This window comes from Modestobacter sp. VKM Ac-2984 (assembly GCF_026967985.1).
In the GTDB taxonomy this organism is placed as follows: Bacteria; Actinomycetota; Actinomycetes; order Mycobacteriales; family Geodermatophilaceae; genus Modestobacter.
The window spans coordinates 80926-106281 of record NZ_JAPVBJ010000001.1; the positions used below are offsets into that span (position 1 = coordinate 80926).

At 74.7% G+C, this 25356-nt stretch carries 26 protein-coding genes and 1 pseudogene; 6 read left to right on the forward strand and 21 right to left on the reverse strand.

The window, feature by feature from the left end; translation table 11 throughout:
* Positions 1 to 93 precede the first annotated feature (93 nt).
* The gene (locus tag O2W16_RS00405) at positions 94 to 480 is read left to right on the forward strand and encodes an ArsR/SmtB family transcription factor (protein WP_269156824.1); all 387 of its coding nucleotides are present in this window, start codon (positions 94 to 96) and stop codon (positions 478 to 480) included.
* On the opposite strand, the gene O2W16_RS00410 is transcribed toward O2W16_RS00405, so the two are convergent.
* Positions 477 to 1400 (reverse strand): DMT family transporter, encoded by a 924-nt coding sequence (locus O2W16_RS00410; RefSeq protein ID WP_269156825.1) that lies wholly within the window; start codon positions 1398 to 1400, stop codon positions 477 to 479. The genes O2W16_RS00405 and O2W16_RS00410 overlap by 4 nt on opposite strands.
* Before the next feature lie 100 nt (positions 1401 to 1500).
* Entirely contained in the window at positions 1501 to 2151 is a 651-nt protein-coding gene (locus tag O2W16_RS00415) for a hypothetical protein (RefSeq protein WP_269156826.1), read from the reverse strand.
* 61 nt (positions 2152 to 2212) lie between these two features.
* On the opposite strand from O2W16_RS00415, the gene O2W16_RS00420 reads away from it, so the two are divergent.
* Positions 2213 to 2608: an SRPBCC family protein gene (locus tag O2W16_RS00420; RefSeq protein ID WP_269156827.1), complete on the forward strand. Its 396-nt coding sequence runs from the start codon at positions 2213 to 2215 to the stop codon at positions 2606 to 2608.
* 18 nt (positions 2609 to 2626) lie between these two features.
* Here O2W16_RS00420 and O2W16_RS00425 read toward each other — a convergent pair whose 3' ends face one another.
* From O2W16_RS00425 to O2W16_RS00440, 4 genes and pseudogenes are all read right to left on the reverse strand, one after another.
* A complete protein-coding gene (locus O2W16_RS00425; protein ID WP_269156828.1) occupies positions 2627 to 3385 on the reverse strand; it encodes an SDR family NAD(P)-dependent oxidoreductase in 759 nt (252 codons plus the stop codon).
* A 95-nt stretch (positions 3386 to 3480) separates the two neighbouring features.
* Positions 3481 to 3858 (reverse strand): annotated as a pseudogene (locus O2W16_RS00430) (VOC family protein); the annotation flags it as partial.
* Positions 3859 to 4012: 154 nt separating this feature from the next.
* Positions 4013 to 5455, reverse strand: a complete 1443-nt coding sequence (locus O2W16_RS00435) for a uracil-xanthine permease family protein (protein ID WP_269156829.1) — start codon at positions 5453 to 5455, stop codon at positions 4013 to 4015.
* A gap of 153 nt (positions 5456 to 5608) precedes the next feature.
* The gene (locus O2W16_RS00440; RefSeq protein ID WP_269156830.1) at positions 5609 to 7435 is read right to left on the reverse strand and encodes a PucR family transcriptional regulator; all 1827 of its coding nucleotides are present in this window, start codon (positions 7433 to 7435) and stop codon (positions 5609 to 5611) included.
* Positions 7436 to 7833: 398 nt separating this feature from the next.
* Here O2W16_RS00440 and O2W16_RS00445 point away from each other — a divergent pair, with 398 nt between their 5' ends.
* Positions 7834 to 8829, forward strand: coding sequence for a DUF2877 domain-containing protein (locus O2W16_RS00445; RefSeq protein ID WP_269156831.1), 996 nt, complete (start codon positions 7834 to 7836; stop codon positions 8827 to 8829).
* Between the two features lie 18 nt (positions 8830 to 8847).
* On the opposite strand, the gene O2W16_RS00450 is transcribed toward O2W16_RS00445, so the two are convergent.
* The 8 genes from O2W16_RS00450 to rpe form a co-directional block, all read right to left on the reverse strand.
* Positions 8848 to 9339, reverse strand: coding sequence for an SSI family serine proteinase inhibitor (locus O2W16_RS00450; protein WP_269156832.1), 492 nt, complete (start codon positions 9337 to 9339; stop codon positions 8848 to 8850).
* A gap of 19 nt (positions 9340 to 9358) precedes the next feature.
* Positions 9359 to 10222, reverse strand: coding sequence for an ATP phosphoribosyltransferase (hisG, locus tag O2W16_RS00455; RefSeq protein WP_269156833.1), 864 nt, complete (start codon positions 10220 to 10222; stop codon positions 9359 to 9361).
* 93 nt (positions 10223 to 10315) lie between these two features.
* Positions 10316 to 10579, reverse strand: coding sequence for a phosphoribosyl-ATP diphosphatase (locus tag O2W16_RS00460; RefSeq protein ID WP_269156834.1), 264 nt, complete (start codon positions 10577 to 10579; stop codon positions 10316 to 10318).
* Positions 10576 to 11085, reverse strand: a complete 510-nt coding sequence (gene ribH / locus O2W16_RS00465; protein WP_269156835.1) for a 6,7-dimethyl-8-ribityllumazine synthase — start codon at positions 11083 to 11085, stop codon at positions 10576 to 10578. Before ribH ends, O2W16_RS00460 begins: the two co-directional genes overlap by 4 nt.
* A gap of 84 nt (positions 11086 to 11169) precedes the next feature.
* Positions 11170 to 12465 (reverse strand): bifunctional 3,4-dihydroxy-2-butanone-4-phosphate synthase/GTP cyclohydrolase II, encoded by a 1296-nt coding sequence (locus O2W16_RS00470; RefSeq protein ID WP_269156836.1) that lies wholly within the window; start codon positions 12463 to 12465, stop codon positions 11170 to 11172.
* Positions 12462 to 13079 carry a riboflavin synthase gene (locus tag O2W16_RS00475; protein WP_269156837.1) on the reverse strand — a complete coding sequence of 206 codons (618 nt, stop codon included), beginning with the start codon at positions 13077 to 13079 and terminating at the stop codon, positions 12462 to 12464. Before O2W16_RS00475 ends, O2W16_RS00470 begins: the two co-directional genes overlap by 4 nt.
* A gap of 1 nt (position 13080) precedes the next feature.
* Entirely contained in the window at positions 13081 to 14136 is a 1056-nt protein-coding gene (ribD, locus tag O2W16_RS00480) for a bifunctional diaminohydroxyphosphoribosylaminopyrimidine deaminase/5-amino-6-(5-phosphoribosylamino)uracil reductase RibD (RefSeq protein WP_269156838.1), read from the reverse strand.
* Positions 14133 to 14798, reverse strand: coding sequence for a ribulose-phosphate 3-epimerase (gene rpe, locus O2W16_RS00485; protein ID WP_269156839.1), 666 nt, complete (start codon positions 14796 to 14798; stop codon positions 14133 to 14135). Before rpe ends, ribD begins: the two co-directional genes overlap by 4 nt.
* A 123-nt stretch (positions 14799 to 14921) precedes the next feature.
* On the opposite strand from rpe, the gene O2W16_RS00490 reads away from it, so the two are divergent.
* Complete coding sequence (locus tag O2W16_RS00490) at positions 14922 to 16400, forward strand: aldehyde dehydrogenase family protein (RefSeq protein WP_269156840.1); 1479 nt, start codon at positions 14922 to 14924, stop codon at positions 16398 to 16400.
* 132 nt (positions 16401 to 16532) lie between these two features.
* On the forward strand, positions 16533 to 16919 hold the full coding sequence (locus O2W16_RS00495) for a hypothetical protein (protein WP_269156841.1): 387 nt from the start codon (positions 16533 to 16535) through the stop codon (positions 16917 to 16919).
* Between the two features lie 72 nt (positions 16920 to 16991).
* Here O2W16_RS00495 and O2W16_RS00500 read toward each other — a convergent pair whose 3' ends face one another.
* The 3 genes from O2W16_RS00500 to def are packed head-to-tail and all read right to left on the reverse strand — an operon-like array spanning position 16992 to position 19899.
* Entirely contained in the window at positions 16992 to 18407 is a 1416-nt protein-coding gene (locus O2W16_RS00500) for an RsmB/NOP family class I SAM-dependent RNA methyltransferase (protein WP_269156842.1), read from the reverse strand.
* Positions 18404 to 19417 carry a methionyl-tRNA formyltransferase gene (gene fmt, locus O2W16_RS00505; protein WP_269156843.1) on the reverse strand — a complete coding sequence of 338 codons (1014 nt, stop codon included), beginning with the start codon at positions 19415 to 19417 and terminating at the stop codon, positions 18404 to 18406. The genes O2W16_RS00500 and fmt overlap by 4 nt, the downstream gene beginning before the upstream one ends.
* Entirely contained in the window at positions 19342 to 19899 is a 558-nt protein-coding gene (def, locus tag O2W16_RS00510) for a peptide deformylase (RefSeq protein ID WP_269156844.1), read from the reverse strand. The genes fmt and def overlap by 76 nt, the downstream gene beginning before the upstream one ends.
* A gap of 62 nt (positions 19900 to 19961) precedes the next feature.
* Between def and O2W16_RS00515 the strand changes: the two genes are divergently transcribed.
* Positions 19962 to 20456: a hypothetical protein gene (locus tag O2W16_RS00515; protein WP_269156845.1), complete on the forward strand. Its 495-nt coding sequence runs from the start codon at positions 19962 to 19964 to the stop codon at positions 20454 to 20456.
* 26 nt (positions 20457 to 20482) lie between these two features.
* Here O2W16_RS00515 and O2W16_RS00520 read toward each other — a convergent pair whose 3' ends face one another.
* From O2W16_RS00520 to metK, 4 genes are all read right to left on the reverse strand, one after another.
* Entirely contained in the window at positions 20483 to 21274 is a 792-nt protein-coding gene (locus O2W16_RS00520) for an SRPBCC family protein (RefSeq protein ID WP_269156846.1), read from the reverse strand.
* Entirely contained in the window at positions 21271 to 21849 is a 579-nt protein-coding gene (locus O2W16_RS00525) for an ArsR/SmtB family transcription factor (protein ID WP_269156847.1), read from the reverse strand. The genes O2W16_RS00520 and O2W16_RS00525 overlap by 4 nt, the downstream gene beginning before the upstream one ends.
* A 181-nt stretch (positions 21850 to 22030) precedes the next feature.
* Positions 22031 to 23983: a primosomal protein N' gene (locus tag O2W16_RS00530; RefSeq protein WP_269156848.1), complete on the reverse strand. Its 1953-nt coding sequence runs from the start codon at positions 23981 to 23983 to the stop codon at positions 22031 to 22033.
* Positions 23984 to 24089: 106 nt separating this feature from the next.
* Positions 24090 to 25310 (reverse strand): methionine adenosyltransferase, encoded by a 1221-nt coding sequence (gene metK / locus O2W16_RS00535; protein ID WP_269156849.1) that lies wholly within the window; start codon positions 25308 to 25310, stop codon positions 24090 to 24092.
* Between the last annotated feature and the right edge of the window lie 46 nt (positions 25311 to 25356).

Genomic DNA, 25356 nt, shown 5'->3' on the forward strand with positions numbered 1-25356 from the left:
CGGTGCGGGAGGCTGTGCATCGACGTCGGTCTATCTGTCCCAGAGGATGCCGGGGGTATCGACAGCCGTCAATGCCCCGTCGATACTGGCCGGGTGAACAGCAGCCGAACGGCGGGGCTGGACCTCGAGCTGGTCGACGTCGGTGCGCCCGGGTGCTCCCCCGCCGAGCTCGCCGGCGCGATGAGCGCCGAGCAGGCCGCCGACCTGGCCCGCACCCTCAAGGCGCTGGCGGACCCGGCCCGGCTCCGGGTGCTCGCCCTGGTGGCCGGCAACGAGGGCCGTGAGGTCTGCGTCTGCGACCTCACCGAGCCGCTGGGCCTGTCCCAGCCGACCGTGTCCCACCACCTCAAGGTGCTGGTGGACGCCGGCTTCCTCACCCGGGACAAGCGCGGGGTCTGGGCCTACTTCTCCCTGGTGCCCGGTGCGCTGGACGCGGTCGTGACCGCGCTGCCCGGCGGCGGAGAGCCCGGCCCCCGCTAGACGGTCGAGGTCCCCGCCTCCTGCGGCACCGGCACCGGCCTGCGCACCCGGGTGCGCCGGCGGGAGAGGGCCACGCCCAGCAGGCAGACGCCGCCCCCGACGACGGCCAGTGCCGGCGGCACCTCGTCCAGCAGCCCCCAGCCCAGCAGCACGACGATCGGCGGCACCAGGTAGGTGGTCGCTCCCAGCCGGCCGGCGTCCATCCGGCGCAGCGCGTAGGCCCAGGTGCTGAACGCCAGCGCGGTCGGCACTGCCCCGAGGTAGACGGTGCCGGCGATCGAGGACGCGGGCGCGGTGCCCAGCTCGTCGACGAGCACCCCGGCCCAGGGCAGGCAGCAGACCGCCCCCATCGCACAGGCGGTGAAGGTCACCTGCAGCGCGGGCAGCCGGCGCAGCAACGGCTTCTGCGCCACGACGCCGGCGGCGTAGGTGACCGCGGCGACCACGCACAGCGCGACGCCCAGCAGGTCGGCACCGGCACTGCGGGTGGCGAAGCCGATCAGCAGCACCCCGCAGAAGGCCACGCCCAGGCCGATGACCAGCCAGCGCGGGAAGCCCTCGCCCAACAGCAGGCCGGCGAAGACCGCGATCAGCACCGGGCCGATGTTGACCAGCATCGCCGTGGTGCCGGCGTCCAGGTGCTGCTCGGCGGCGTTGAGCGCCACGTTGTAGATGCCGAACCAGCCGATCCCGCAGACGGCGAGCAGCCGCCACTCCCCCGCGGTCGGTGCCACCCAGCCGCGCCGGGTGAGCAGCGCACCGAGGACGGCGGTGCCGACGGCCAGCCGGCCGAGCGCGAGTGCCCCGGGTGAGAGGTCCTCGCCCACCGCACGGATGCCGATGAACGCCGACGCCCAGGCCAGGACGGTGACGCTGACGGCGAGGAGGGTGAGCGGGTCGCGCGGGGCGGGGCTGGACACGCACCGGACGCTAGGGGGCGCCGCCGACGGGATCCGGCGGTTTCCGGTCGTCGCACCCGCATTGGCCGTCCCGCCCCGGACGATGGCCGGATCGATGCGGTCAGACCGGGGACCCGGGGTCCGGGTGGTCGGCGAGGAACCGCGCCGCCCGTCGGCCCTGCCGCCACATCAGCCCGGCCACGGCGAGCAGGACACCCGTCGCCACCGCCGTGAAGGCCACGGTCGACGGCGTCGGATCACCGATCGCGCGCCCCAGTTGTTGCACGAGGACACCGACGAGCAGCAGGAGCTGGTCGCGCTGCAGCAGCAGCCGTCGGGCCTGGGCCCTGGCCAGCGGCAGCCGCGCCGGGTCGACCGCCGCCCGCCCGCGGACCTGGGCGTGCAGGCTGCGTCGCTGTGCCCGGCTGAGCACGGCGGTCGGCTGCCACCATGCGGCCTGGAACAGCCCGGTCCGCCACGCGACGAACCCGTAGCCGACCATCACCGCCAGGCCGGCGCCCTGGACGGCGAGACCGGCCGCCTCCCAGCCGCCGGACGGTCCGGGCTCGGGCACCAGTGCCTCCGTGGACAGCACCGCCACGAGCAGCACGCCGGCCAGCGCCAGCACCGTCAGGGCCAGCACCCATGACCAGGTCAGCAGCCGTGGGCGTGTTCTGGCGCCCTGCGCCCGTCCAGCGCTGGCCAGCGCCTGGGCCCAGCGGGGGTCGTCGTCCGTCTCCGCAGGTCGGGTGCGCGCCGAGATGGGGTCCACGATGGGCAGGGTGTCGCAGGTGACCCCGCCGATGCCAGCCCGTGACTGGCACGATGCCGGCATGAGCGAGTCCCGGCACCTCACCGTCTCCGTCGACCGCCCCGCCGCCGCGGTGTACGCCTGGGTCCGCGACCCGGCCCACCTGCCGCTGTGGGCCGCGGGCCTGGCCAGTGGGATCCGACGGGAGCGCGGCGAGTGGGTCGCCGAGTCACCGATGGGCCGGGTGCTGGTGCGGTTCGTGCCGGTCAACGAGTACGGCGTGCTGGACCACGACGTCGTCCTGCCCGACGGCACGACCACCACCAACCCGGTGCGGGTGCTCGCCGACGGCGCCGGCAGCGAGGTGGTCTTCACCCTCCGCCGGGCGGCCGGCGCCACGGCCGAGGAGTTCGAGGCCGACTCCGCAGCGGTGGCCGCCGACCTCGAGACCCTGCAGCGGGTGCTCGAGGCCGGCTGACCCCCACTGCTGGCTGTCTCAGCGCTCCTGGTCGGTGGGGCGCACCAGCACCTCGTTGACCGCCACGTGGCTCGGCTGGCTGACCACGTAGAGCACCGCCCGGGCGATGTCCTCCGCCTGCAGCCGCGTCATCCCCGCGGCCATCTCCTGCGAGGCCCGCTTGGCCTCGGGCTGGGTGATGTGGTCGGTCAGCTCGGTGGCCACCGCACCCGGCTCCACCAGGCTGATCCGCACGCCGCGGCCGGTGACCTCCTGGCGCAGCGACTCGCTGAAGGCGTTCACCGCCCACTTGCTGGCGTTGTAGACCCCGGCGCCCTTGCGGGCGGTCCGGCCGGCGACGCTGGACATGTTCACCACGTCGCCCCACCCCTGTTCGACCATGCCCTCGATCGCCGCGTGGGTCATGTAGAGCACACCCAGCACGTTCGTGTCGATCATGCGGCGCCAGTCCTCCGGGTCGGCGCCGACGATGGTGCCCAGCAGCATCACCCCGGCGTTGTTGACCAGGACGTCGAGCCCGCCCAGCTCCTCGCGGGTGCGGGCGATCGCCGTGGCGCAGGCCTGCTCGTCGGTGACGTCCAGGTCCAGCTGCAGCACCCGGGCACCGTCGTTCCGCAGCTTCGTGGCCAGCGCGTCGAGCCGGTCCTTGCGCCGAGCGCCGATGGCGACCGCCGCCCCGGCCTCGGCCAGCGCGACCGCGGTCGCCTCGCCGATCCCCGACGAGGCCCCCGTGACCAGGGCGACCTTCCCCTGCAGCGGCCGGCTGTTCTCCGTCATGCGTCCCTCTCTCCCGGGCCGACCGGTGCGGCCCCGGAGCCCCAGTGCCCCGGGACGGCGGGGCTCACGCCCGCGCGCCGCCCCCGACCGGGTGTTCAGCCGAGGCGGGGCGGCTGGTGCACCGACCAGCCGTTGCCGTCGGGGTCGGCGAAGAAGCAGAAGCTGCCCCAGGGGTGCTCCTGGACGTCGGTGACCGCCACACCGCCGGCGCGCAGGGCGGCGTGTGCCTCGTGGACGTCGTCGACGTCGAGCTGCACGCCGCGCAGCGAGCCGGGTTCGGCGTCGACGTAGCCGGCGGTCAGGGCGATCGAGCAGGCCGAACCCGGTGGCACGAGCTCGACGAACCGGTGGCCCTCGTCGACCTCGACGTCCTGCTGGACCTGGAAGCCGACCTGGTCGACGTAGAACACCTTGGCCCGGTCCACGTCCGAGACGGGGACGGTGACGAGCTGGAGTCGGAAGTCCACGTGGCCTCCTGGCTGTCCGTGCTGATCAGGCGTCCCGGCTGGTGTCGGCGGCCATCATCACGTGACCGGGCGGGATCCGTACAGGCACGCCGTCGCGGGACGGTCCGGACGTGCCACCGGCCCGGCTCCTCGGGAGGAGCCGGGCCGGTGCGCACGAGGGTCAGCGGGTCCGGTTCACCCGGTCGACGTCGGAGGGGTCGGGCCCACCCGGGTCCGTGTTGTGACTGCCGGTGGCCCTGAGAGCCGGGCCGGTGCCGGCGGCGAAGCCACCCTCCTGGTACAGCGACGCCTTCATCTCCGCCGGGGCCAGCATCCGGGCGACGTGCCAGCCGACGACGGCGACGATCGTGCCCAGCGCGATGCCACCGATGGAGTACTCGCTGCTGAACCGCAGCTGGACGTCACCGATGCCGATGATGATCCCGGCCGCCAGGGGCACCAGGTTGATCGGGTTGGCGAAGTCGACCCGGTTCTCCTTCCAGATCTTGGCGCCGAGCAGACCGATCATCCCGTAGAGGACGACGGTGATCCCGCCGAGCACCGCACCGGGGGTGGCGTTGACGATGGCGCCGAACTTGGGCACCAGCCCGAGCATGATCGCCACCAGCGCGGCGACGTAGTAGGCCGCGGTCGAGTAGACCCGGGTGGCGGCCATGACGCCGATGTTCTCCGCGTAGGTGGTGGTCGGGGAGCCACCGACCGAGGTGGCGACCACGGTGGCGGCACCATCGGCGAAGACCGCTCGGCCGAGCACCGGGTCCAGGTCGCGCTTGGTCATCTCGCCGACCGCCTTGACGTGGCCGGCGTTCTCCGCGACCAGCGCAATGACCGCGGGCAGCACCAGCAGTGCGAAGTTGACCGAGAACGACGGCGCGGTGAGCTCGGGGAGCCCGAACCACGAGGCCTCGCCGACGCCGCTGAGGTCGACCCGGTCGTGCGCCGTCCCCACGCCTGCCGCGTCGTAGGTGACCGCCTGGGAGAAGGTGTCCAGCAGCAGGGACAGCAGGTAGCCGAAGACCAGGCCGAGCAGGATCGAGATCCTGGCCCAGAACCCGCGCAGCGCCAGCGAGACCACGATGACGAACGCCATGGTCGCCAGCGCGACCCACTGGTCCTGCGGCCAGTACAGGCCTGCGGCGACGGGTGCGAGGTTGAAGCCGATGAGCAGGACCACCGCGCCGGTCACCGCCGGGGGCAGCACCCGGTTCACCACGGTCACCCCGGCGGCCTGGATGAGCAGGCCGACCAGCGCGAGCACGATGCCGGAGACGAGGATCGCGCCGACCACGTCGGAGCTGTCCCCGCCCTGGGCGCGGACCGCCGCGACGCCGCCGACGAACGCGGCGCTGGTGCCCAGGTAGGAGGGCACCTTCCCCTGCACGATGAGCAGGAAGATGATCGTGGCGATCCCGCTCATCATGATCGCCAGGTTGGCGTCCAGCCCCATGATCAGCGGGAAGACGAACGTGGCGCCGAACATGGCGACCACGTGCTGGGCGCCGATGCCGACGGTCAACGGCCAGGACAGCCGCTCGTCGGGCGCCACCGCGTCACCCAGCGGCGGGGTCTTCCCGTCCCCGTAGAGCTTCCAGCCGAACGCCATCGGTCCTCCTCGCAGCTCCGCCGAACAGGTAGCTCAGCGCTGAGGTACCGGACAGTGGCAGAAGTCCGTCGATCACACCAGGGGGTCCTGGACACGTTCCCATCACGGACCGGCAGATGAACGGCGCCGCAACACGGCGGACACGCCGCCGCCTCAGACCAGGGACTCGAGCCCGTCGTCCAGGACGGCGGCGACCACGCTCTCCACCGGCGGCCGGTGCGGCTGGTCCAGCCCGCGGATGCGGGCGGCGTGCAGCGCGAGCAGCAGGTTGAGCCGCAGCGTGGGGTCGCTGGTGAAGGGGCCGAGCAGCCGCTCCAGCTTGCCGATCCGGTACCGCATCGTGTTGTAGTGGAAGTGCAGCCGGCGCGCGGACTCCGCGACGTTGAGGTTGGTCTCCAGCAGCACCCGCAGGGTCTCCCGCAGGTCCACCGCATCCGCGTCGGAGGAGTCGGCGAGGGTGCCGAGCACCTCGTCGACGTAGGAGCGCAGCTCGTTGCTGTCCGGGATCAGCGACAGCAGCCGGAACACGCCGAGCTGGTCGAAGTGGGTGACCGCGTGGCCGCCGTGGATCTCCTGCCCGACCACGAGGGCGCGCTGGGACTGCTGGTAGGCCTCCCCCAGCGCCGACAGCGACTCGGCCGGCCGGCCGATCCCGGTGCCCAGCAGCCGGCCCACCCGGCGCAGCCGGGCGTTCACCCGGGCGGTCACCGAGGCGACCAGGTTGGAGAGCTCCTCGGGCGTGCGCCCGTCCAACGGGAGCACGGTGACGATCTCGGTGGCGAGCCCGGCGACCGCGGCGCCGGCGACCTCGCTGTCGACCGCGGCCCGCCAGCCGTCGGCCAGCCGGTCCAGCACGTCCAGTGCCCGGGTCGGGTCCGCGCCGGCGTCGGCCACCGTCTCCGTGGCGGTCACCAGGACGACGACCGGCCCGTCGAGCCGCCAGCCGAAGGAGCGCGCGTAGGCCAGCGCCCGCTCGGTGTGCGCGAAGGTGCCACCGACCAGGCGGCGCACCATGTCGCCCTGGAACCGCAGCTCCACCGAGTGCACCGCCTGCGAACGGATCTCCGACAGCGCGGCGATGACCGCGGCCTGCTCGAGGACCGCACCGGCGCCCAGCAGCATCGGGCCGTGCCGGTTCACCGCGACCAGCCAGCCGTGCCGCTGGTCACCGGCCATGATCGGCGCGACCGCGTACTCCCCGATCCCCCCGGGCAGCTCGTGGTGCCCGGGCACCAGCAGGATGCCGTCGGCCGGCGAGAGGTCGGCGTCGGCGAGCACGTCGGCGGGGGTGACCACGCTCTGATCGGCGCGGTTGCCCGAGAGCCGACGGGAGGGGGTCAGGTCGGCGAACGCGTCGTCGGCCGCGGCGTCGAGCAGCCACAGCCAGTCGCGGATCTCGGCGACCTCCTCCGGCGGGCCGGCGTGGGTGGCGACCTCACGGTCCGGGCCCAGGCCGAGCACGGCAGCCCCGGCGAGGAAGGTCGACACCTGCGCGGTGACCTCGGACAGTCCCCCGCCGGACAGCGCCACGTCGATGAACTGGTTGTGCATCCGGTTGGCGAGGCTCAGCGCCTGGGTCTGCTTGTCGATGATGGCGCCGAGCACCTCGGCGACCACCTCGTCCAGCCGGGCCCGCGCGGGCAGGGCGAGCACCGGGAAGCCGCGGCGGTCGGCCTCGGCGAGCAGCTCGGCGGGGACGTCGCCGGCCGGGTTGCCCGAGCCGGCCTCCGAGCGGTAGGCGAGTGCGCCGCTGCCGGCCCGGTGCAGCCGATCGATCAGCGCACGGCTCTGCGCCGGGTCGCCGCTGGGCAGCCGGGCACCGAGGACGACGAGCAGGTCCGGGCCGGCACCCCCGACGGGGTCGGCCGGGTCCTCCACGGACACGTGCCGGACGATCCGGCGGGTGCCGGTGGCCCCGCCGACGACGAGCGCGCCGGTCAGCCCGGGCAGCTGCAGGAGCTGGTCGACCGTCAGCCCCATGCTGTCCTGGAGGGCGGTCCGGTCGGCTGGCGGGAGCTGGGAGAGGACAGGCTCGGCGGATGCGGGGATGGTGCTGAAAGTAGCCACCCGGTCGCTGTGCGAAGCGTATGTCACAGACGTATCACGTTCAGTCACTGTACGTTCCCCCAAAACACCGTGCACGAGCCTGCTGTGCGAGATTCTGTCAGACGTCTCTGGACGGCAGAAGGCACACTTGGCGACAATCGCCATACAGGCACGGGGGACGCGCCACCAGGTTCGAGCCCCCGTCCTGCGTCCCGGCTCGGATGGTAGGCGGCTCCGTCGATCGACGGGTGGCCCGGCGTCCCGGCTGGGAAAGCCAGACCGGGACGGGCCCGCTGCAGGCGACGCCCGTCGACCGCACGGGTGGAGGGCACATGCGCACCATCGACGAGAGCACCGGCGGCCACGACCGGGACACGAGCCCCGACGACACCGGCACCGGGCGCGCTGCCCGGGCCGGCGTCCCGACCATCCCCCTGCCACGTGGGTCCGCAGCCCCCGGCGCCCGGGCGCCGGGCGCCTCGGTGCCCGCCCAGGCCAGCACCGGCATCGCCGACCTGCTGCGCGGGCCGGTCCGGTCGGCGCGGGTCCTGCTGTCGGTCCCCGCAGCGGTGTACCTGACCGTGCAGACCCCGCAGGGCCCCGACGTGGTGGGCGTGCTGACCTCCGACGCCGCCCGGCTGCCGCTGGGGTGCGTGCTCTTCCGGCCCTCCAACGGCCGGCCCCTGGTCTCGGTGCCCAGCGGCGCCCCCGCCCGGCTGGGCGGCGGCCGGTTGACCGTCGGCGACCTGACCGTCAGCGCCGCCGCGTGGTGGGACCCCCGGCCCAAGCTGCCCACCGCACGCCCGGCGCTGCTCCCCGAAGGGGTCCGCCAGCTCCGTTCGGCCCTCTACGGCGAGGGCGTGCCGCACAGCGCATTCGTCCTCCCCGGCCTGCCCAGCGGGCCCAGCGGTCCGCTGGCCGCACTGCGCGGCGCCGTCCGTCGGGCCGACGTCGACGCCGCGCTGCGCACCGCGACCCGTCTGATCGGGCTGGGCCCCGGCCTCACCCCCGCCGGCGACGACGTGCTGGCCGGTGTCACCGCGGGGCTCGTGCTGCTGGGGCACCCCGCCGCCGAGCGCTTCGGCGCCGGCGTGACGGGGCTGGCCGCCGGGCGCACCACCGAGCTGTCCCGGGCGCTGCTGCGGCATGCCGCCGCCGGCCGGGTCAGCGGGGAGTTCGCCGCCGTGCTGCGCGGCTTGGTCGGCCACGGTGCGCTCGCACCGGCGATCACCACCCTGCTGGCCACCGGCTCGACCAGCGGGCGGGCGATGGCGTTGGGGCTGTGCACCGCGATCGACCTCGCCGACCGGACCAGCCGGCCCCGCTGACCCGCGCGGGCCGGCCGCTCAGCCGGCCGGTCCCGGGAGCAGCGGTCCGAGCCGCTCCCACTGCGCGATCCGGCAGCCGTCGGTGCGGGAGAGCTGGAGGTCGACCGGTTCACCCCGCCACACGCCGGTGACGTGCGCCGTCTGGGGCCCGCCGTACTGCTGGGTGCAGATCGCGTCGTCCGGCACCGGGGCGAACGGCTCCTCGAGCTCCATCAGGTGTTCGCAGGCCGCCTCGGCGTCGGGGAGGTCGCCCTCAACGGTCTCTCCGCAGGTGAGGGTGTAGCGCTCCACCGGTGCCCCCTCGCCCGGGTCGTACTCGACCACCAGGTCGAAGTCGGCGCCGTCGGCGTCCCCCGGAGTGGTGGCCGGGTCCGACGCGGTCGGCTCCGCCGGGGAGCCGGTCACGGGTGGCGTCGAGGAGCCGACGGCCGGACCGGCGTCGTCTGCGGTACCGCAGGCGGCGAGCAGCATCAGCGGGACGACCAGGGACAGCAGGACGGCGCGGCGCATGCCCGCCAGTCTGCCCGGGTCAGATGCGGGACGCAGCGATGCTGGTGACCAGGATCGCCCGCGCGCCGAGCTCCCACAGCTCGTCCATCACCCGGTTGGTGTCCTCCTTGCGGACCATCGCCCGCACCGCCGACCAGCCCGGCGTCTGCAGCGGGCTCACCGTCGGCCCCTCCAGCCCCGGGGTGCGGGTGGTGGCCTGGGCCAGCAGGTCGTTGGGGCAGTCGTAGTCGAGCATCACGTAGCGCCGGGCCACCAGGACACCCTGCAGCCGCCGGCGCAGCTGGGCGACGGCCGGCACCTCGTCGGCACCGGCCCGGCCGACGAGCACGGCCTCGCTGGCCAGCACCGGCTCGCCGATGATCCGCAGCCCGGCCGCGCGCAGCGTCGTGCCGGTCTCCACCACGTCGCAGACGGCGTCGGCGACGCCGAGCCGGCACGCGGTCTCCACGGCGCCGTCGAGCTTGACCACGGCGGCCTTCATGCCCGTCTCGTCCAGGAAGCGCTGCAGCAGCCCCGGGTAGGCGGTGGCGATCCGCTTGCCCTCCAGCTTCGCCACCTCGTCGACCGGGGACTCCGCCGGGCTGGCGAAGCGGAACGACGACCGGCCGAAGCCCAGCGGCATCACCTCGGCCGCCACGTCGCCACCCTCGGGCGGGGTGGTCTCCAGCAGCATGTCGCGACCGGTGATGCCGACGTCCAGCGTGCCGGCCGCGACGTAGATCGCGATGTCCCGCGGGCGCAGGTAGAAGAACTCGGTGTCGTTCTCGGGGTCGTAGACCGCCAGCTCACTGGTGGTGCGCCGCTGCCGGTACCCGCTCTCGGCCAGCATCGCGGCCGCGGGCTCGCTGAGGACACCCTTGTTGGGCACGGCAACGCGCAGCACAGAACAGCTCCTTTGAACCCGGGGGTGGCACCGTCGGCCCCCTTCAGAGGCTCGCCCCGAGCTTGCGAGGGGTGAGGAGAAGGGGGTCCTTGCTCAGAGGTGAGCGTAGACGTCGTCCAGGCCGAGCCCGCGGGCCAGCATGAGCACCTGCACCCGGTAGAGGAGCTGGCTGATCTCCTCCGCCGTCCGCTCTGCGCCCTCGTGCTCGGCGGCCATCCAGGACTCCGCCGCCTCCTCCACGACCTTCTTGCCCGCGGCGTGCACGCCGTCACGCACGGCGGTGACCGTGCCCGAGGCGGGGTCGCCGGCCGCCACCTTCTCGCTCAGCTCGGCGAACAGCTGGTCGAACGTCTTCACGCCGGACCGACCCGGAAGCCGGTGCCCTGCTTGGGGGTGCGCAGCTCACGCAGCACCAGGGCGGTCTGCAGCGCGGCGGCGGTCGCCTCCCAGCCCTTGTCCTCACCGGAGTCGTCCATGCCGGCGCGGTCGCGCGCCTGCTGCTCGCCCTCGGTGGTGAGGACACCGTTGCCGACCGGCTTCCCGGAGTCCAGCGACACCCGGGTGAGGCCGGCGGTGAAGGAGTCGCAGACGTACTCGAAGTGCGGCGTGCCCCCGCGGACGACGACCCCGAGGGCCACGACCGCGTCGTGCGTGGCGGCGAGGGCCTGGGCGACCACGGGCAGCTCGATCGCGCCGGGCACCCGGACGACGGTCGGCTCCGGGATGCCGGCGGCCTTCGCGCAGGCGATCGACCGCTGCAGCAGCGACTCGGTGATGTCGCCGTGCCAGGTGGTCGCCACGATCCCCAGGGTCAGCCCCGCGGCGTCGATGGGCTCCTGCCCCGGCGCTCCGGACCCGCTCATGAGTTCTCCTCGGTGCTGTTCGTCCTCAGCTGGGACGGTCGGTAAGGGACGGTGCAGTGTGCCGTGGGCCGGGGTGTGACCCGGTCACATCGGCTGCTCGTCGGCGCGCCGTCCCGGCGCGGGCGGCTCGCCGCCGGTGTCGGGGGCGTCGGGCTCGATGATCTCCAGCAGGTGGCCCATCCGGTCGCGCTTGGTGCGCAGGTACCCGACGTTGTCGACGGTGACGTTGCTGGGCAGGGCGACCCGGCCGGTGATCTTCAGGCCGTACCCCTCCAGCCCGGCGCGCTTGGCCGGGTTGTTGGTCAGCAGCCGCATGGTGTGGATGCCCAGGTCGACCAGGATCTGCGCGCCGGTGCCGTAGTCGCGGGCGTCGGCGGGGAGCCCGAGGTCGAGGTTGGCGTCGACGGTGTCCACACCGGTGTCCTGCAGCTGGTAGGCCTGCAGCTTGTGCAGCAGGCCGATGCCCCGGCCCTCGTGACCACGGATGTAGAGGACGACGCCGCGGCCCTCCTGGGCGACGGCGGCGAGCGCGGCATCGAGCTGCGGGCCGCAGTCGCAGCGCAGCGAGCCGAACACGTCGCCGGTGAGGCACTCGGAGTGCACGCGCACCAGCACGTCCTCACCGTCGTTCGCGGTGATGTCGCCGTAGACGAAGGCCACGTGCTCGCGCTCGTCGTAGGAGCTGCGGTAGCCGACCGCGGTGAACTCCCCGGCGCGCAACGGCACCCGGGCCTCGGCGACCCGCTCGACCAGCTTGTCGAAGCGCTTGCGGTAGGCGATGAGGTCGGCGATCGAGACCATGACCAGGTCGTGCTCGTCGGCGAAGACCCGCAGCTCCTCCCCGCGCGCCATGCCGGTCGGGTCCTTCTCGCTGACCACCTCGCACAGCGTCCCCGAGGGACGCAGACCGGCCAGGACGGCGAGGTCGACGGCGGCCTCGGTGTGGCCGGGGCGGCGCAGCACGCCGCCGTCCTTGGCGCGGAGCGGCACCACGTGCCCGGGGCGGGCCAGGTCGGCAGAGCTGGTCTCCGCAGACGCCAGGGTGCGGATGGTGTGTGCCCGGTCGGCGGCGGAGATGCCGGTGGTCACGCCCTCCCGGGCGTCGACGGTGACGGTGTAGGCGGTGCCGCGGCGGTCCTGGTTCACCCGGAACATCGGGGGGAGGTCGAGCCGGTCGGCGTCCTCCTCGGTCACCGCGACGCAGACGTAGCCCGAGGTGTAGCGGACCATGAAGGCCACCACCTCGGGGGTGGCGAGCTCGGAGGCGAAGATCAGGTCGCCCTCGTTCTCCCGGTCCTCGTCGTCGATGACGACGACGGGCCGGCCGCTCTTGACCGCCGCGATCGCGCTCTCCACGGAGTCCAACCGGAATCCGCTCATCGGCGTGCTCCCAACAGTCGTTCGACGTACTTGGCGATGACGTCCACCTCCAGGTTGACCCGGTCACCGGGGGCGCGGTCGCCCAGGGTGGTCTCGCGCAGCGTGGTGGGGATCAGGCTGACCTCGAACCAGGGCTCCGGGGAGTCGGCGAGCGCGCTCACGGTCAGCGAGACGCCGTCCACGGTGATCGAGCCCTTCTCCACGACGTAGCGGGCGAGCTCGGCCGGGACGGCGATCCGCACGACCTCCCAGTCGTCGCCGGGGGTGCGGGAGACCACGGTGCCGACGCCGTCGACGTGGCCCTGCACGATGTGGCCGCCCAGTCGGGTCTGCGGGGTGACGGCGCGCTCGAGGTTGACCCGGTCGCCGGAGCCGGTGGCGCCGAGGCTGCTGCGGCGCAGGGTCTCGGCCATCACGTCGGTGCTCCAGACGCCGCCGCCGTCGGGGCCGGGCTCGACCCCGGTCACGGTCAGGCAGACGCCGTTGACCGCGATCGAGTCGCCCAGCGCGACGTCCTGCAGCGCCTTGCGTGCGCGGATGCGCAGCACCGCGCTGTCCGCGCCGTCCTCACGCGCGACCAGGGTGCCGAGCTCTTCCACGATGCCGGTGAACACCTCAGCTCCCTCCGCCGGTCGAGATTCCCCGCCCAGTGTGCCCGGTGGGCCGCAACCGGATCTGCACGTCCCCGCCCATGCGGGTGACGTCCGTGACCTGCAGGTGCAGCGCCCCGGTGATCGTGCTGATTCCCAGCCCGCCCACCATGGCGGCGCCGGCCCCGAGCAGCGTGGGCGCGACGTGCACCACGGCCTCGTCGACCAGGCCGGCGGCGAGGAAGGCGGCGGCCAGCGTGGGCCCGCCCTCCAGCAGCACCCGGCGGACGTCGGCGTCGAACAGCTCGGCCAGCAGCGCGGCCGGGGTGGCGGCCCGGCTGACCAGGGTGGGTGCGGCGTCGTCGTGCACCCGGGCGGTGGCGGGCACCCGGCCGCGGCGGTCCAGCACCACGCGCAACGGCTGGCGGTCGGCGGGGCGGCCGTCGGCGTCGCGGGCGGTGAGCTGCGGGTCGTCGGCGAGCGCCGTCCCGGACCCGACGAGCACCGCGTCACAGGTCGCCCGCAGCGCGTGCACGGCGGCCCGGGCCTGGGGCCCGGTGATCCAGCGGCTGGTGCCGTCGGCGGCCGCGACCCGCCCGTCCAGGGTGGTGGCGACCTTCCAGACCACCTGGGGCCGGTGCTGGTGCACCCCGGTCAGCCAGCCGGCCAGGGCCCCCTCGGCGGCCGCGGCCTGCTCGGCGCCCAGTTCGACGTCGACTCCGGCTGCGCGGAGCCGGGCCGCGCCGCCGGTGGCCAGCCGGGTCGGCTCGGGAACGGCGACGACGACCCGGGCGACCCCGGCGGCGATCAGCGCGTCGGCGCAGGGCCCGGTGCGGCCGGTGTGCGCGCACGGCTCCAGGGTGACGACGGCGGTGCCCCCACGGGCGCGCTCCCCCGCCGAGGCGAGCGCGTGCACCTCGGCGTGCGGGCCACCCGGCGGGGAGGTCGCCCCCTCCCCCACGACGGCGCCGGCCGCGTCCAGCACGACCGCACCGACCGGCGGGTTCGGGCTGGTGGTGCCCAGCACCCGCAGCCCCAGCTCCCGGGCCCGGGCCATCGCCGCCTGCTCGGCGGCGTTCACCGTGCGCGCGCGGCCTGGGCCCGCAGGGCGGCGATCGCCCGGCCGGGGTCGTCGGCGCCGTAGACGGCCGAGCCCGCGACGAAGACGTCGGCGCCGGCCTCGGCGGCCTGCTCGATGGTGTCGGCGTTGATCCCGCCGTCGACCTCCAGGAACAGCTGGAGGTGGCCGGCCTCGACCAGCCGCCGGGCCTCCCGCACCTTCGGCAGCACCTCGGGCATGAACGACTGCCCGCCGAAGCCGGGCTCCACCGTCATCACCAGCAGGGTGTCGAACTCCGGCAGCACGTCGAGGTAGTCCTCCAACGGGGTGCCCGGCTTGATCGCCAGCCCGGCGAGCGCGCCGGCGGCCTTCAGGTCCCGGGCCACGGCACGCGGGTCGGTGCAGGCCTCGGCGTGCACGGTGACGTTGCGGGCACCGGCCTCGGCGTAGCCGGGAGCCCACCGCTCCGGGTCGTCGATCATCAGGTGGCAGTCCAGCGGGACCGGGCTGACCGCCTGGATCGCCTTGACCACCGGCAGGCCGAGGGTCAGGTTGGGCACGAAGTGGGCGTCCATGACGTCGACGTGGACCCAGTCGGCGTCGGCGATCCGCTGCACCTCGTCGGCGAGCCGGGCGAAGTCCGCGGACAGCAGACTGGGCGCGATCATGGGTTCCCGGGACACGCGCTGATCGTAGGGGCCGCGCTCAGCGCCCCGGCCGGGCGACCGGGGAGCCGGCGGCACTCCCCTGGACTGCCGCCGGGCGGAGGACGTGTCCGTTGCGCACGACCGGGTACGCGGTCCCCCATGGCATCGGAGAACTCAGCACCTGCCCGCTACGACGGCTTCGACCGGATGCCGATCGCCGGCACCTGGCGCGCCGGCCGGGCCGGGAAGACCGCGACCGACACCAACCCCTACACCGGCGAGACGTTGACCGAGATCCCGCTCGCCAACGCCGACGACCTCGACGAGGCCTACGCCCGGGCGAAGGAGGCCCAGCGGGACTGGGCCGCCCGGCTGCCCAGCGAGCGCGCCGCGGTGATGCGCCGGGCCGGCCAGATCATGGAGGCCCGCGAGGAGGAGATCGTCGACTGGCACATCAAGGAGAGCGGCGCCACCGCCCCCACCGCGGCCTTCGAGTTCGCCATCACGCTGCGCGACTTCCACGAGACGGCGTCCTACCCCTACCGGGTCGAGGGCCGGATCCTGCCGGCCGACATCGAGGGCAAGGAGAGCCGGGTCTACCGGCGCCCGGTCGGGGTGGTCGCGGTGATCAGCCCGTGGAACGTGCCGATGCACCTGTCCAACCGCTCCGTCGCCCCGGCCCTGGCCGTCGGCAACGCCGTCGTCCTCAAGCCCGCCGGTGACACCCCGGTCACCGGCGGCCTGCTGCTGGCCAAGATCTACGAGGAGGCCGGGCTGCCCGAGGGCCTGCTGTCGGTGGTGATCGGCTCCGGCAGCGACATCGGCGACGCGATCGTCTCCCACCCCACGCCCCGGGTCGTCTCCTTCACCGGCTCCACCCCGGTGGGCAAGGGGATCGCCGAGAAGGCCGGGCTGAAGAAGCTGTCGCTGGAGCTGGGCGGCAACGGGCCGCTGGTGGTGCTGGACGACGCCGACCTCGGCTACGCGGTGGACGCCGCCGTGTTCGGGAAGTTCTTCCACCAGGGCCAGGTCTGCATGATCACCAACCGGATCATCGTGGACGACGCCGTGCACGACGAGTTCGTGGAGCGCTACGTCGAGCGGGTGCGCGGGCTCAAGGTCGGCGACCCGACCGAGCCGGACACGGTGATCGGCCCGATCATCAACGCCAAGCAGCTGGAGGGCATCCAGGAGAAGGTCGCCCAGTCGATCTCCGACGGCGCCCAGCAGGTCCTCGGCGGTGACCCGACCGGCCCGATCGGCTCGGTGCTGCCCCCGCACGTGCTGCTCGGCGGCAACGACGTCGCGACCGCCCGCCAGGAGGTGTTCGGGCCGGTGGCCACGATCATCCGGGCCCGCGACGAGGACGATGCGCTGGCGATCGCCAACGACACCGAGTACGGCCTGTCCAGCGCCGTGTTCACCGAGAACACGCTGCGCGGGGTGGACTTCGCGCTGCGGGTGGACGCCGGGATGACCCACGTCAACGACTCCCCGCTCAACGACGAGAACAACACCGCGTTCGGCGGGGAGAAGGAGTCGGGGCTGGGTCGCTTCGGCGGCGACTGGGCGATCGAGGAGTTCACCACCGACCACTGGGTGAGCGTCCAGCACACCAAGCGGCAGTTCCCCTTCTGAGCCGTTCCCGCGGGAACGTCTGACGGGCGGTCGGTGGCCGATCCCGTTGCCCACCGGCCGCCCGGCACCCCACGCTGACCGCATGTCCCCGCACCCGGACCGGCTCGGCGCCGCCCCTCGCCCAGCCCGCCGATGAACCACCACGCCGCCCTGTTCCGCATCCACGAGCGGTACGCGGCCACCCCGGAGGCGCGGGCGCGACTGCTGAACCCGTACACGCTCAGCCCGCACGAGGCGGTCCGGCTGGTGACCGGCCTGGCCGGGGGCAGCCTCGCCTACACCGACGACGCCGAGCCCTCGGTGCAGGGCGAGGACCTGGTCGCAGCACTCAGCCTGCTCCCGCTGTTGCGGGCGGAGGTGGACGACCTCGAAGTCGGCCTGCTGACCATGGCCCGCGGTGAGGGGCTGACCTGGACCCAGATCGCGGACCGGCTGGGCCTGGACGGTGCACAGGAGGCGCAGGAGCGGCACGAGCAGCTGACCCGCCGGAGCGCCGACCCGGCCGACGAAGCCGGCTGACGCCCACCGCTCAGGAGCCCCGGCACGGCTGCGGACACCAGCCGTGCCGGGGCTCCCCGGTCACCCGGTTCCTCAGCGGGTGCGGCGGAGCAGGGCCATGAACATCGCGTCGGTGCCGTGCCGGTGCGGCCACAGCTGGGCGTGCTCGCCGCGCTCGATGCCGGGCACCTCGGGGAACAGCGGGGCCACGGGGAGCACCTCGACGTCGTCCCGGCCGGCGACCGCATCGACGATGGCGACGGTCTCGGCGGTGTGCGGCGAGCAGGTCACGTAGGCGACCACTCCCCCGGGCCGGACCGAGGCCAGTGCGCTGTCCAGCAGCTGCCGCTGCAGCTCGGCCAGCGGCGGGACGTCGGCAGGGGTCCGGCGCCAGCGCACCTCCGGCCGGCGGCGCAGGGCGCCCAGGCCGGTGCACGGTGCGTCCAGCAGCACCCGGTCGAACGACCCGGCCGGCCAGTCCGGTGCCGTGCCGTCGGCGACCAGGACCTCGACGTCCTCGGCGCCGGCCAGCGCGCCGCGGACCAGTTCGGCGCGGTGCTCGCTGCGGTCGACGGCGGTCAGGTGCACCCCGGCCGGCCGGACGGCGGCCAGCAGCCCCGCCTTGCCGCCCGGGCCGGCGCACATGTCCAGCCAGCGCACGTCGGGGCCCTCCAGCGGCGCCCGGACCAGGGCGAGGGCAGCCAGCTGGCTCCCCTCGTCCTGCACCGCCGCGGCGCCGGAGCGGACCGCGGCGAGCTTGCCGGGGTCACCGCCGTGCAGCCGGACGGCGTGCGGCGACCACGGGCCGGGGTCGCCACCGGAGTCGGCGGCCAGCTCGTCACGGTCGACGTGCCGGGCGACGAGGTGCACCTCGGGCGCGGCGTCGTCGGCCAGCAGCGCGGCCTCCACCTCGGCGTCGTCGGCGAGCGCGTCGCGCCAGGCGTCGACGATCCAGCGCGGGTGGTCGGTGGTGAGGGTGAGCCGCTCGTCGTCGTCGGCCGGGGCGAGCGCGGTGACCCAGGCCGCCCGGTCACCGCCGGCCGCGACCTTGCGCAGCACGGCGTTGACCAGCCCGGAGGCGCCGGTGCCGACGATCGCCCGGGTGAGCGCCACCGTGGTGTCGACCGCGGCGTGCGCCGGCACCCGCAGGTCGATCAACTGGTAGGCGCCCAGCCGCAGCAGGTCCAGCACCTTGGGGTCGAGCTCGGCCAGCGGCCGGGACACCAGCGTGGTCAGGACGGCGTCCAGGGTGCCGGTGGCGCGCAGCGTGCCGTAGGCCAGCTGGGTGGCGAAGGCGGCGTCCCGGGGCTCCAGCTGCCGTTCGCGCAGCAGCTGGGGCAGCAGCAGGTTGGCGTAGGCCGCTCGGCTGGAGACCCCGTCGAGCACGTCGTAGGCGGTCAGCCGGGCGCCGTCCAGGACGGGCCGGTGCCGGCGGGACTGCGGGCGCTGGTTGCCGGTGCCGGGGTCGTTGCGCCGCTTGTGGGCGGCGCGCTCGTCCGGGCCGGTCATGCCGCCACCTGCTCACCGAGTCGCTCGCCCGGTTCCAGGCGCGCGCCGCGCGCCCAGTCGGCCGCCGCGAGCATCTTCTTGCCGGCCGGCTGCACCGACGACAGGCGCACCGCACCGCGCCCGGTGCCCACCAGGACACCGGTCGACCCGATCGACAGCTCACCGGGTGCGAGCGCCAGCGACGAGGACAGCGGCTCCACCGGTGCCAGCCGCAGCCGGTTGCCGCGCCACGTCGTCCAGGCGCCCGGGGCCGGCGTCACGCCACGCACCCGCCGGTCGACGACATGGGCCGGCAGGGCCCAGTCGACCTGGGCGTCCTCGGTCTCGATCCGCGGCGCCAGGCTGACCCCCTCGGCCGGCTGGGGCTCCGGCCGCAGCGAGCCGTCGGCGATGCCGTCCAGGGTCGCGACCAGCAGCCGGGCACCGCTGACCGCCAGCCGGTCCAGCAGGTCGCCGGCGGTGTCGGTGGCCCCGATCGGCTCGGTGACGACGCCGAAGACCGGGCCGGTGTCCAGGCCGGCCTCCAGCTGGAAGGTGGCCGCGCCGGTGACCTCGTCGCCGGCCATGATCGCGTGCTGCACCGGTGCCGCACCGCGCCAGGCGGGCAGCAGCGAGAAGTGCAGGTTCACCCAGCCGTGCCGCGGGACCTCCAGCGCCGCCGGCGGCACCAGGGCGCCGTAGGCGACGACCGGGGCGCAGTCGACGGCGAGGTCGGCCAGCTGGGTGAGGAACTCCGGCTCGCGGGGCGAGCGTGGCTGGAGCACCGGGATGCCCGCGGCGTCGGCGCGCTCGGCGACCGGTGACCGGCTGGTGCGCCGGCCGCGGCCGGACGGGGCATCGGGCCGGGTGAGGACGGCGACGACCTCGTGGGCGGAGTCCAGCAGCGCGTCGAGGGCGACGACGGCCGGCGCCGGGGTACCGGCGAACAGGAGCCTCAGTGGGGGCTCACCTTCACCACGGGCGCCGGCACCGGTGCGCCGTCGGGCAGCCAGGACTGCGCCCCCTGCCACTCCGCGTCCTGCAGGACGGCGAGCGCGGCCGCGCGGTCCTCGGTGTCGAGCCGGTCGACGAACAGCACGCCGTCGAGGTGGTCGGTCTCGTGCTGGATGGCGCGGGCCAGCTTGTGCGACCCCTCCACCCGGACCGGGTCGCCGTACATGTTCCAGCCGGTCGCGGCGACGTAGAGGTGCCGGCGGCAGTCGAACCGGAAGCCGGGGATCGACAGGCACCCCTCGGCGTCCTCTTCGGTCTCCTCGCCCACCGGCGTGACGTCGGGGTTGACCAGGTGGCCGACCTCGCCGTCGACGTACCAGGTGAAGACCCGCAGGCCGACGCCGATCTGCGGAGCGGCGATGCCGGCACCGCCGGCCGCGTGCATCGTGTCGGTCAGGTCGGCGACGAGCTGACGCAGTTCGGCGTCGAAGTCGACGACGGGGGCGGCCGGGGTGCGCAGCACCGGGTCGCCCATGATCCGGATGGGGGTCACGCTCACGCGGACGATCGTAGGTGCCGGGGGCTGCGGCGCCTGCAGGGTGATCTGGCTACGGTGCAGCAATGGCCTCACTCGCCGCCCACCGCGTCCACGCCGTGATCAGCACCCTCGTCGACGGGATGATGGTCGGCGGCGCCGAAGCCGCCCTCGACCTGCCACCCCGGTCCGCGGCCCGGTGGCGCGTCTACCTGGCCCTGATGGCGGCGACGGCCGCCGACACGGTGGCCTACGACCTGCCGGCGCTGCGGCGCACCTTCCAGGGCATGCCGACCGAGCCGACGCCCCCGGCCGACCGGGCGGTGACCCGCCACCAGGCCCTGGCGACGACGGCCTGGGGGCTGGCGGCTACGGCTGTCCACCGCCCGGCCGCCCGGGCCCTGCGCCGGCGCGGCCACCGCCGTCCGCACCTGCTGCTGGGGGTGGTGGTCGGGGTGGGCGCCGCCGCGTCGACGCTCCCGGTGCGCTGGCGCCGGGCCACCGAGCGGGCGATCGAGGACATGGCCACCGCCCAGCTGGACGCCGAACTGGTGCAACTGCTGGACCAGCCGACCAGCTGAGCACCCGGGGCAGTTCGCACCGGAGATCAGGCCGGGACGGAGAGCTCCTGCAGCCAGGTCTGCCAGGCCGGCTGTTCGCGCCGCACGTGGTCAGCGGCGTCGGCGGAGAACAGGTACGCCCGCACCCCTGCCGTCGCCGTGCCGTCACCCAGGCCGTACGTGAAGACGCGCAGCATCCCGGGGACCGGCGCGGTGAGCCGGACCAGCGCCTGCCGCTCGCCGACACGTTCGACCGTGCCGGTGGCGCCGCGCACCTCGACCGGCGCGCCCTCGTCACCCAGCCCGAGCGCGTCGCGCAGCGTCGACCAGAGCGCCTCCGCCTCGCCGGGGTGGGAGGCGGTGGCCTCCAGCTGCGTGGCCTCCTGGCCGGGGAAGTGCGCCAGGTACAGGCGCAGGTTGTCGAAGAACGGCGTCCAGCTCGAGCCCATGTCGTCCCACCACTCCGACTCCCAGGTGGCGCCGGTCCCGAAGCCGCTGCTGGTGACGCGCACGACGCAGGTGCCGCCGGACCGTGCCTCGACGAGGAACTCCGAGGTCAGCGGGCTCAGCGCATCCGGGTCCTTGCCCATGAGGGCGGCCCAGTCCTCTTCGTAGGCGATGCGGTGCGGCGGGTCCCAGCCGGTGACCCGGCCGTCCGAGCCCATCTCGGGACCCATCGAGAAGTGCAGGGAGCCGCCTTCGCGCTCCTCCATCTCGGTCGGCAGGAACCAGGCGCTCATGCCCTGGGCGGTCGCGATGGCCTGCCAGACCTGTTCTGGGGTGCCCGGGACCTCGACGCTGAACTCCAGGCGGTACGGGACGTCCGTGGTCGTGCTCATGTTCTCTCCTCGGGAACGGGATGGGCGGCGACGACGAGCCGGTGCGGGCGCCCGTCGTCGTGGTGGTACCGAGCGGCCAGGTCGAGCACCGCCGCGGTCAGGTCGTCGGCGAAGGCAGCCCGGTCGGCGGCCGAGCGGAAGCCGATCTTCGTGTCGATGGTCAGCGTCGGCAGGCGCGTGCCGGATGCGCCGGCCCGGCGCGCCAGGGCGCCGACCTCGCGCACCAGCCGGCCGGCCAGGGCGACGAGGTAGCCCGCCGACAGGTGGTCGGCGTTGGCGTCGGGGTCGGCCGCGGCCGCGCTGACGGCCGCCGGCGACACGACGTAGGACGCCGCCGACGCCTGCAGCACCCGCTCGGTGATGCCCCCGTGCCGGCGCTCCTCGGACAGCTCCACCAGGCCGTGCGCCTCGAGCGCCTTGAGGTGGTAGTTGACCTTCTGGCGCGCGATGCCGACCCGGGCGGCCAGCCCGGCGGCGGAGGCCGGGACGGCCAGCTCGCCGAGCAGCTGGGCCCGGACCGGGTCCAGCGCGGCGGCGGCGGCTCCCGCGTCCTCGATGACCTCGACGTCCTGCATGAGGTCACCGTTCTCCTGACAAGAAAAGTCGTCAAGGCCTCCGGGCGTGCTGCCCCGCCCGATGGCCGGTTCCCGTCCGGCACGGATGCGCCCGGGCCGACCAGGCCGGACGGGGCGGCACGACGATTTCGGCGGCCGTGCGCCGATCAGCCGCTGCCACCGGCGTGACGGTCACGCCCACCTAGGCGAGGTCGAGCGGGTCCAGCTGCACGCGGACGTGCTCGGCGACCTTCTTGGCGCTCCGCACCCCCTGGACGTCGTGCAGTGCCCGCGCCAGCACCGCCCCGTCGCTGCGCCGCACCCGGACCAGGTAGCGCTCCCGCTCGCCCTCCTGCCCGGGCCGGGGGGGCTCGGGCACCGGACCGAGGACGTCGGCGCCCTCGGGCAGCCGCAGCGCCGCCAGGAAGTCCGCCAGCGCAGCCGGGGACGCCGCCAGGGAGGCCATCCGGGTGACCGGCGGGAACCCGAGCTCCCGGCGGTCGGCCAGCTCCCGGGTGGCCAGCCCGGCCGGGTCCCAGCGGACCAGCGCCTGCACGACCGGGTGGGCCGCGTCGGCGGCGACCACCACCTGGCCGCCGGCGCGCACCAGCGCCGCGGCGTTCATCCAGCGCCGCATCGTCTCCTCCCCCGCCCGCAGGTCCGCCCGGCCCAGCAGCGCCCAGGAGTCCAGCAGCAGCGCCGCGCCGTAGCCGCCCTCGGCCACCGGCTCGGCGCCGGGGGTGGCGACCACGATCGCCGGGTCACCGGAGACCGTGGCCAGCACGCCGGAGGTGCGGCCGGAGACCCGCACGGCCGCGCCGGGGAACGCCCGGCCCAGCTCCTCGGCCGTGCGCGAGGCGCCGATGACGGCGGCACGCAGCTTGGTGCCGTGGCAGTGCGGGCAGTCGAAGGTCGCCGCGGGCCGGGCGCACCAGCGGCAGGCCGCGATCCGCACGCCACCGGGCCCCGGCGCCGGGGCGATCCCCAGCGGGCCGGCGCAGTGCGCGCAGCGGGCCGGCGCGCGGCACCAGTCGCAGACCAGGGAGGGCACGTAGCCCGAGCGGGGCACCTGGATCAGCACGGGCGCACCGTCGGCCAGCGCCCGCCGGGCCACGGTGAACCCGAGGGTCGGCAGCCGGGCCGAGCGGGCGGCCGGGTCCCGGGCCAGCTCGAAGTCGCTGCCCAGCGCCTCCACCCGCGGTGCGGCGGCGCGCAGGGTGGCGCGGTCGGCGATCAGCTCGTGCGCCCACCCGGACTCCACCAGCAGCGCCGCCTCCGCCGTCCGTGCGGTCCCGGCGACCACGGCTGCGCAGGAGGCCAGGTGTGCCCGGTGGACCAGCACGTCGCGGGCGTGCGGGTAGGGCGCCCGCGGCTCGGCGTGCAGGTCGTCACCGTCGTCCCAGATGACCACCAGGCCCAGCTCCCGCACCGGCGCGAAGACCGAGCCCCGGGTGCCGAGCACCACCTGGGCGGTGCCGCGGGAGGCGGCGAGGAACCGGCCGTAGCGGGTGTCCGGCGAGGAGTCCGCGCGCAGCACGGCGACCGAGCCGGCCGGCAGCAGCCGGTCGGCCGCGGCGGCCAGCCGGTCCAGGTCCTTGCCGTCGGGGACCACGACCAGCGCACCGCGACCGCCGGACAGCGCGGCCTGCGCCAGCTCGGCCAGCCGGGTCGGCCAGTCCTCCCCGGGCAGCGCGGTCCAGACCGCGCGCGCCGGCCGCCCCTCGGCGACGGCGGTCAACAGCTGCGGCCCGGTCGGGTAACGGGCGAAGCCCGCCGGGTCGGGGGCCTCGGGTGCCGGCGGCGGGTCGAGCCGGGGTCGCTTCTCCGGGGCTCCGCGGCGCGGCGGCAGGGCCAACCGCAGCACGTCGGTCAGCGAGCCGGCGTACCGGTCGGCGACCGAGCGGGCCAGCTCGGCGACCTCCGGGGTGAGCACCGGCTCCGCGGAGACCACCTTGGCCAGCGGGGCCAGCTTCCCGGTGTGGTCGGTGTGGGCGGCCAGCTCGAGGACGACGCCGTCCACCAGCTTGCCGGCGAAGCGCACCCGGACCCGGCAGCCGGCCACCACCTGCTCGGCGAGCTCGTCGGGGACGGCGTAGTCGAAGGGCCGGTCCAGGTGGGCCAACGGCACGTCGACGACGACCCGGGCGACCCGCACCGGACCAGTCTCCCCGCTCACTCCGACAGTCCCCGGCGACGTGCTGGCACGGCCCTCCTGCAGTGCCCCGCTGCGCGTCGGTGCGCAGCGGGGTGCCCGGAGGTCCTTATGCCACCGCCGACTTCAGCGCGTCGACCCGGTCCAGCCGCTCCCAGGGCAACTCGATGTCGGTGCGGCCGAAGTGGCCGTAGGCCGCCGTCGGCGCGTAGATCGGCCGCAGCAGGTCCAGGTCCCGCACGATCGCGCCGGGCCGCAGGTCGAACACCGCGGTGATCGCCTTCTCCAGCACGTCCTCGGGGATCGTGTTGGTGCCGAAGGTCTCCACGAAGAGGCCGACCGGGTGGGCGGCACCGATCGCGTAGGCGACCTGGACCTCGCACCGGCGGGCCAGCCCGGCGGCGACCACGTTCTTCGCCACCCAGCGCATCGCGTAGGCCCCGGACCGGTCGACCTTCGAGGGGTCCTTGCCGGAGAACGCGCCGCCGCCGTGCCGGGCCATGCCACCGTAGGTGTCGACGATGATCTTGCGGCCGGTCAGCCCGGCGTCGCCCATCGGGCCACCGATGACGAACTTGCCGGTCGGGTTCACCAGCAGCCGGTAGCCGGTGGTGGGCAGGCCCAGCTCGCGCAGCGCGGGCTCGACCACGAACTCCTGGACGTCCGGGGCGAGCAGCGTGTCGATGGAGATGTCCTCGGCGTGCTGGGAGGAGACCACCACGGTGTCCACGGCGACCGGCCGGTCGTCCTCGTAGACGACGGTGACCTGGGTCTTGCCGTCGGGGCGCAGGTAGGGCACCGACCCGTCCTTGCGGACGGCCGACAGCCGCCGGGACAGCCGGTGGGCCAGCGCGATCGGCAGCGGCATCAGCTCGGGGGTCTCGTCCGTCGCGTACCCGAACATCAGGCCCTGGTCGCCGGCGCCCTGCCGCGCGATCAGGTCGTCGGCCGCCGCGGCCCGGTGCTCGGCCGCGCTCAGCTCGCCGGTGCGGGTCTCGTAGCCGACGTCCACGCCCTGGGCGATGTCCGGGGACTGCGCGCCGATGGAGACGCTGACGCCGCAGGAGGCGCCGTCGAAGCCCTTGCGGGAGGAGTCGTAGCCGATGCGGAGGATCGTCTTGCGCACGATGTCGGCGATGTCGACGTAGCCGGAGGTGGTGACCTCACCGGCGATGTGCACCTGGCCGGTGGTGATGAGGGTCTCGACGGCGACGCGGCTGCGCGGGTCCTGGGCGAGCATCGCGTCCAGGATCGAGTCGCTGATCTGGTCCGCGATCTTGTCGGGGTGGCCCTCGGTCACCGACTCGGACGTGAACAGACGGCGTGGCACTCGGTTCTCCCTGCGGTCGGCTGCCGAGCGCGTTGCTCGCGGTCGG

What these genes read in the sequence shown, in the direction of transcription:
- O2W16_RS00500 (WP_269156842.1), bottom strand. Translation starts at nt 18,407, where the DNA reads ATGACCGGCCCGGACGAGCGCGCCGCCCACAAGCGGCGCAACGACCCC.
- O2W16_RS00425 (WP_269156828.1), bottom strand. Translation starts at nt 3,385, where the DNA reads ATGACGGAGAACAGCCGGCCGCTGCAGGGGAAGGTCGCCCTGGTCACG.
- O2W16_RS00420 (WP_269156827.1), top strand. Translation starts at nt 2,213, where the DNA reads ATGAGCGAGTCCCGGCACCTCACCGTCTCCGTCGACCGCCCCGCCGCC.
- O2W16_RS00520 (WP_269156846.1), bottom strand. Translation starts at nt 21,274, where the DNA reads ATGAGCACGACCACGGACGTCCCGTACCGCCTGGAGTTCAGCGTCGAG.
- O2W16_RS00445 (WP_269156831.1), top strand. Translation starts at nt 7,834, where the DNA reads ATGCGCACCATCGACGAGAGCACCGGCGGCCACGACCGGGACACGAGC.
- O2W16_RS00490 (WP_269156840.1), top strand. Translation starts at nt 14,922, where the DNA reads ATGGCATCGGAGAACTCAGCACCTGCCCGCTACGACGGCTTCGACCGG.
- O2W16_RS00515 (WP_269156845.1), top strand. Translation starts at nt 19,962, where the DNA reads ATGGCCTCACTCGCCGCCCACCGCGTCCACGCCGTGATCAGCACCCTC.
- O2W16_RS00440 (WP_269156830.1), bottom strand. Translation starts at nt 7,435, where the DNA reads ATGGGGCTGACGGTCGACCAGCTCCTGCAGCTGCCCGGGCTGACCGGC.
- O2W16_RS00495 (WP_269156841.1), top strand. Translation starts at nt 16,533, where the DNA reads ATGAACCACCACGCCGCCCTGTTCCGCATCCACGAGCGGTACGCGGCC.
- O2W16_RS00525 (WP_269156847.1), bottom strand. Translation starts at nt 21,849, where the DNA reads ATGCAGGACGTCGAGGTCATCGAGGACGCGGGAGCCGCCGCCGCCGCG.
- ribH (WP_269156835.1), bottom strand. Translation starts at nt 11,085, where the DNA reads ATGAGCGGGTCCGGAGCGCCGGGGCAGGAGCCCATCGACGCCGCGGGG.
- O2W16_RS00450 (WP_269156832.1), bottom strand. Translation starts at nt 9,339, where the DNA reads ATGCGCCGCGCCGTCCTGCTGTCCCTGGTCGTCCCGCTGATGCTGCTC.
- O2W16_RS00470 (WP_269156836.1), bottom strand. Translation starts at nt 12,465, where the DNA reads ATGAGCGGATTCCGGTTGGACTCCGTGGAGAGCGCGATCGCGGCGGTC.
- O2W16_RS00435 (WP_269156829.1), bottom strand. Translation starts at nt 5,455, where the DNA reads ATGGCGTTCGGCTGGAAGCTCTACGGGGACGGGAAGACCCCGCCGCTG.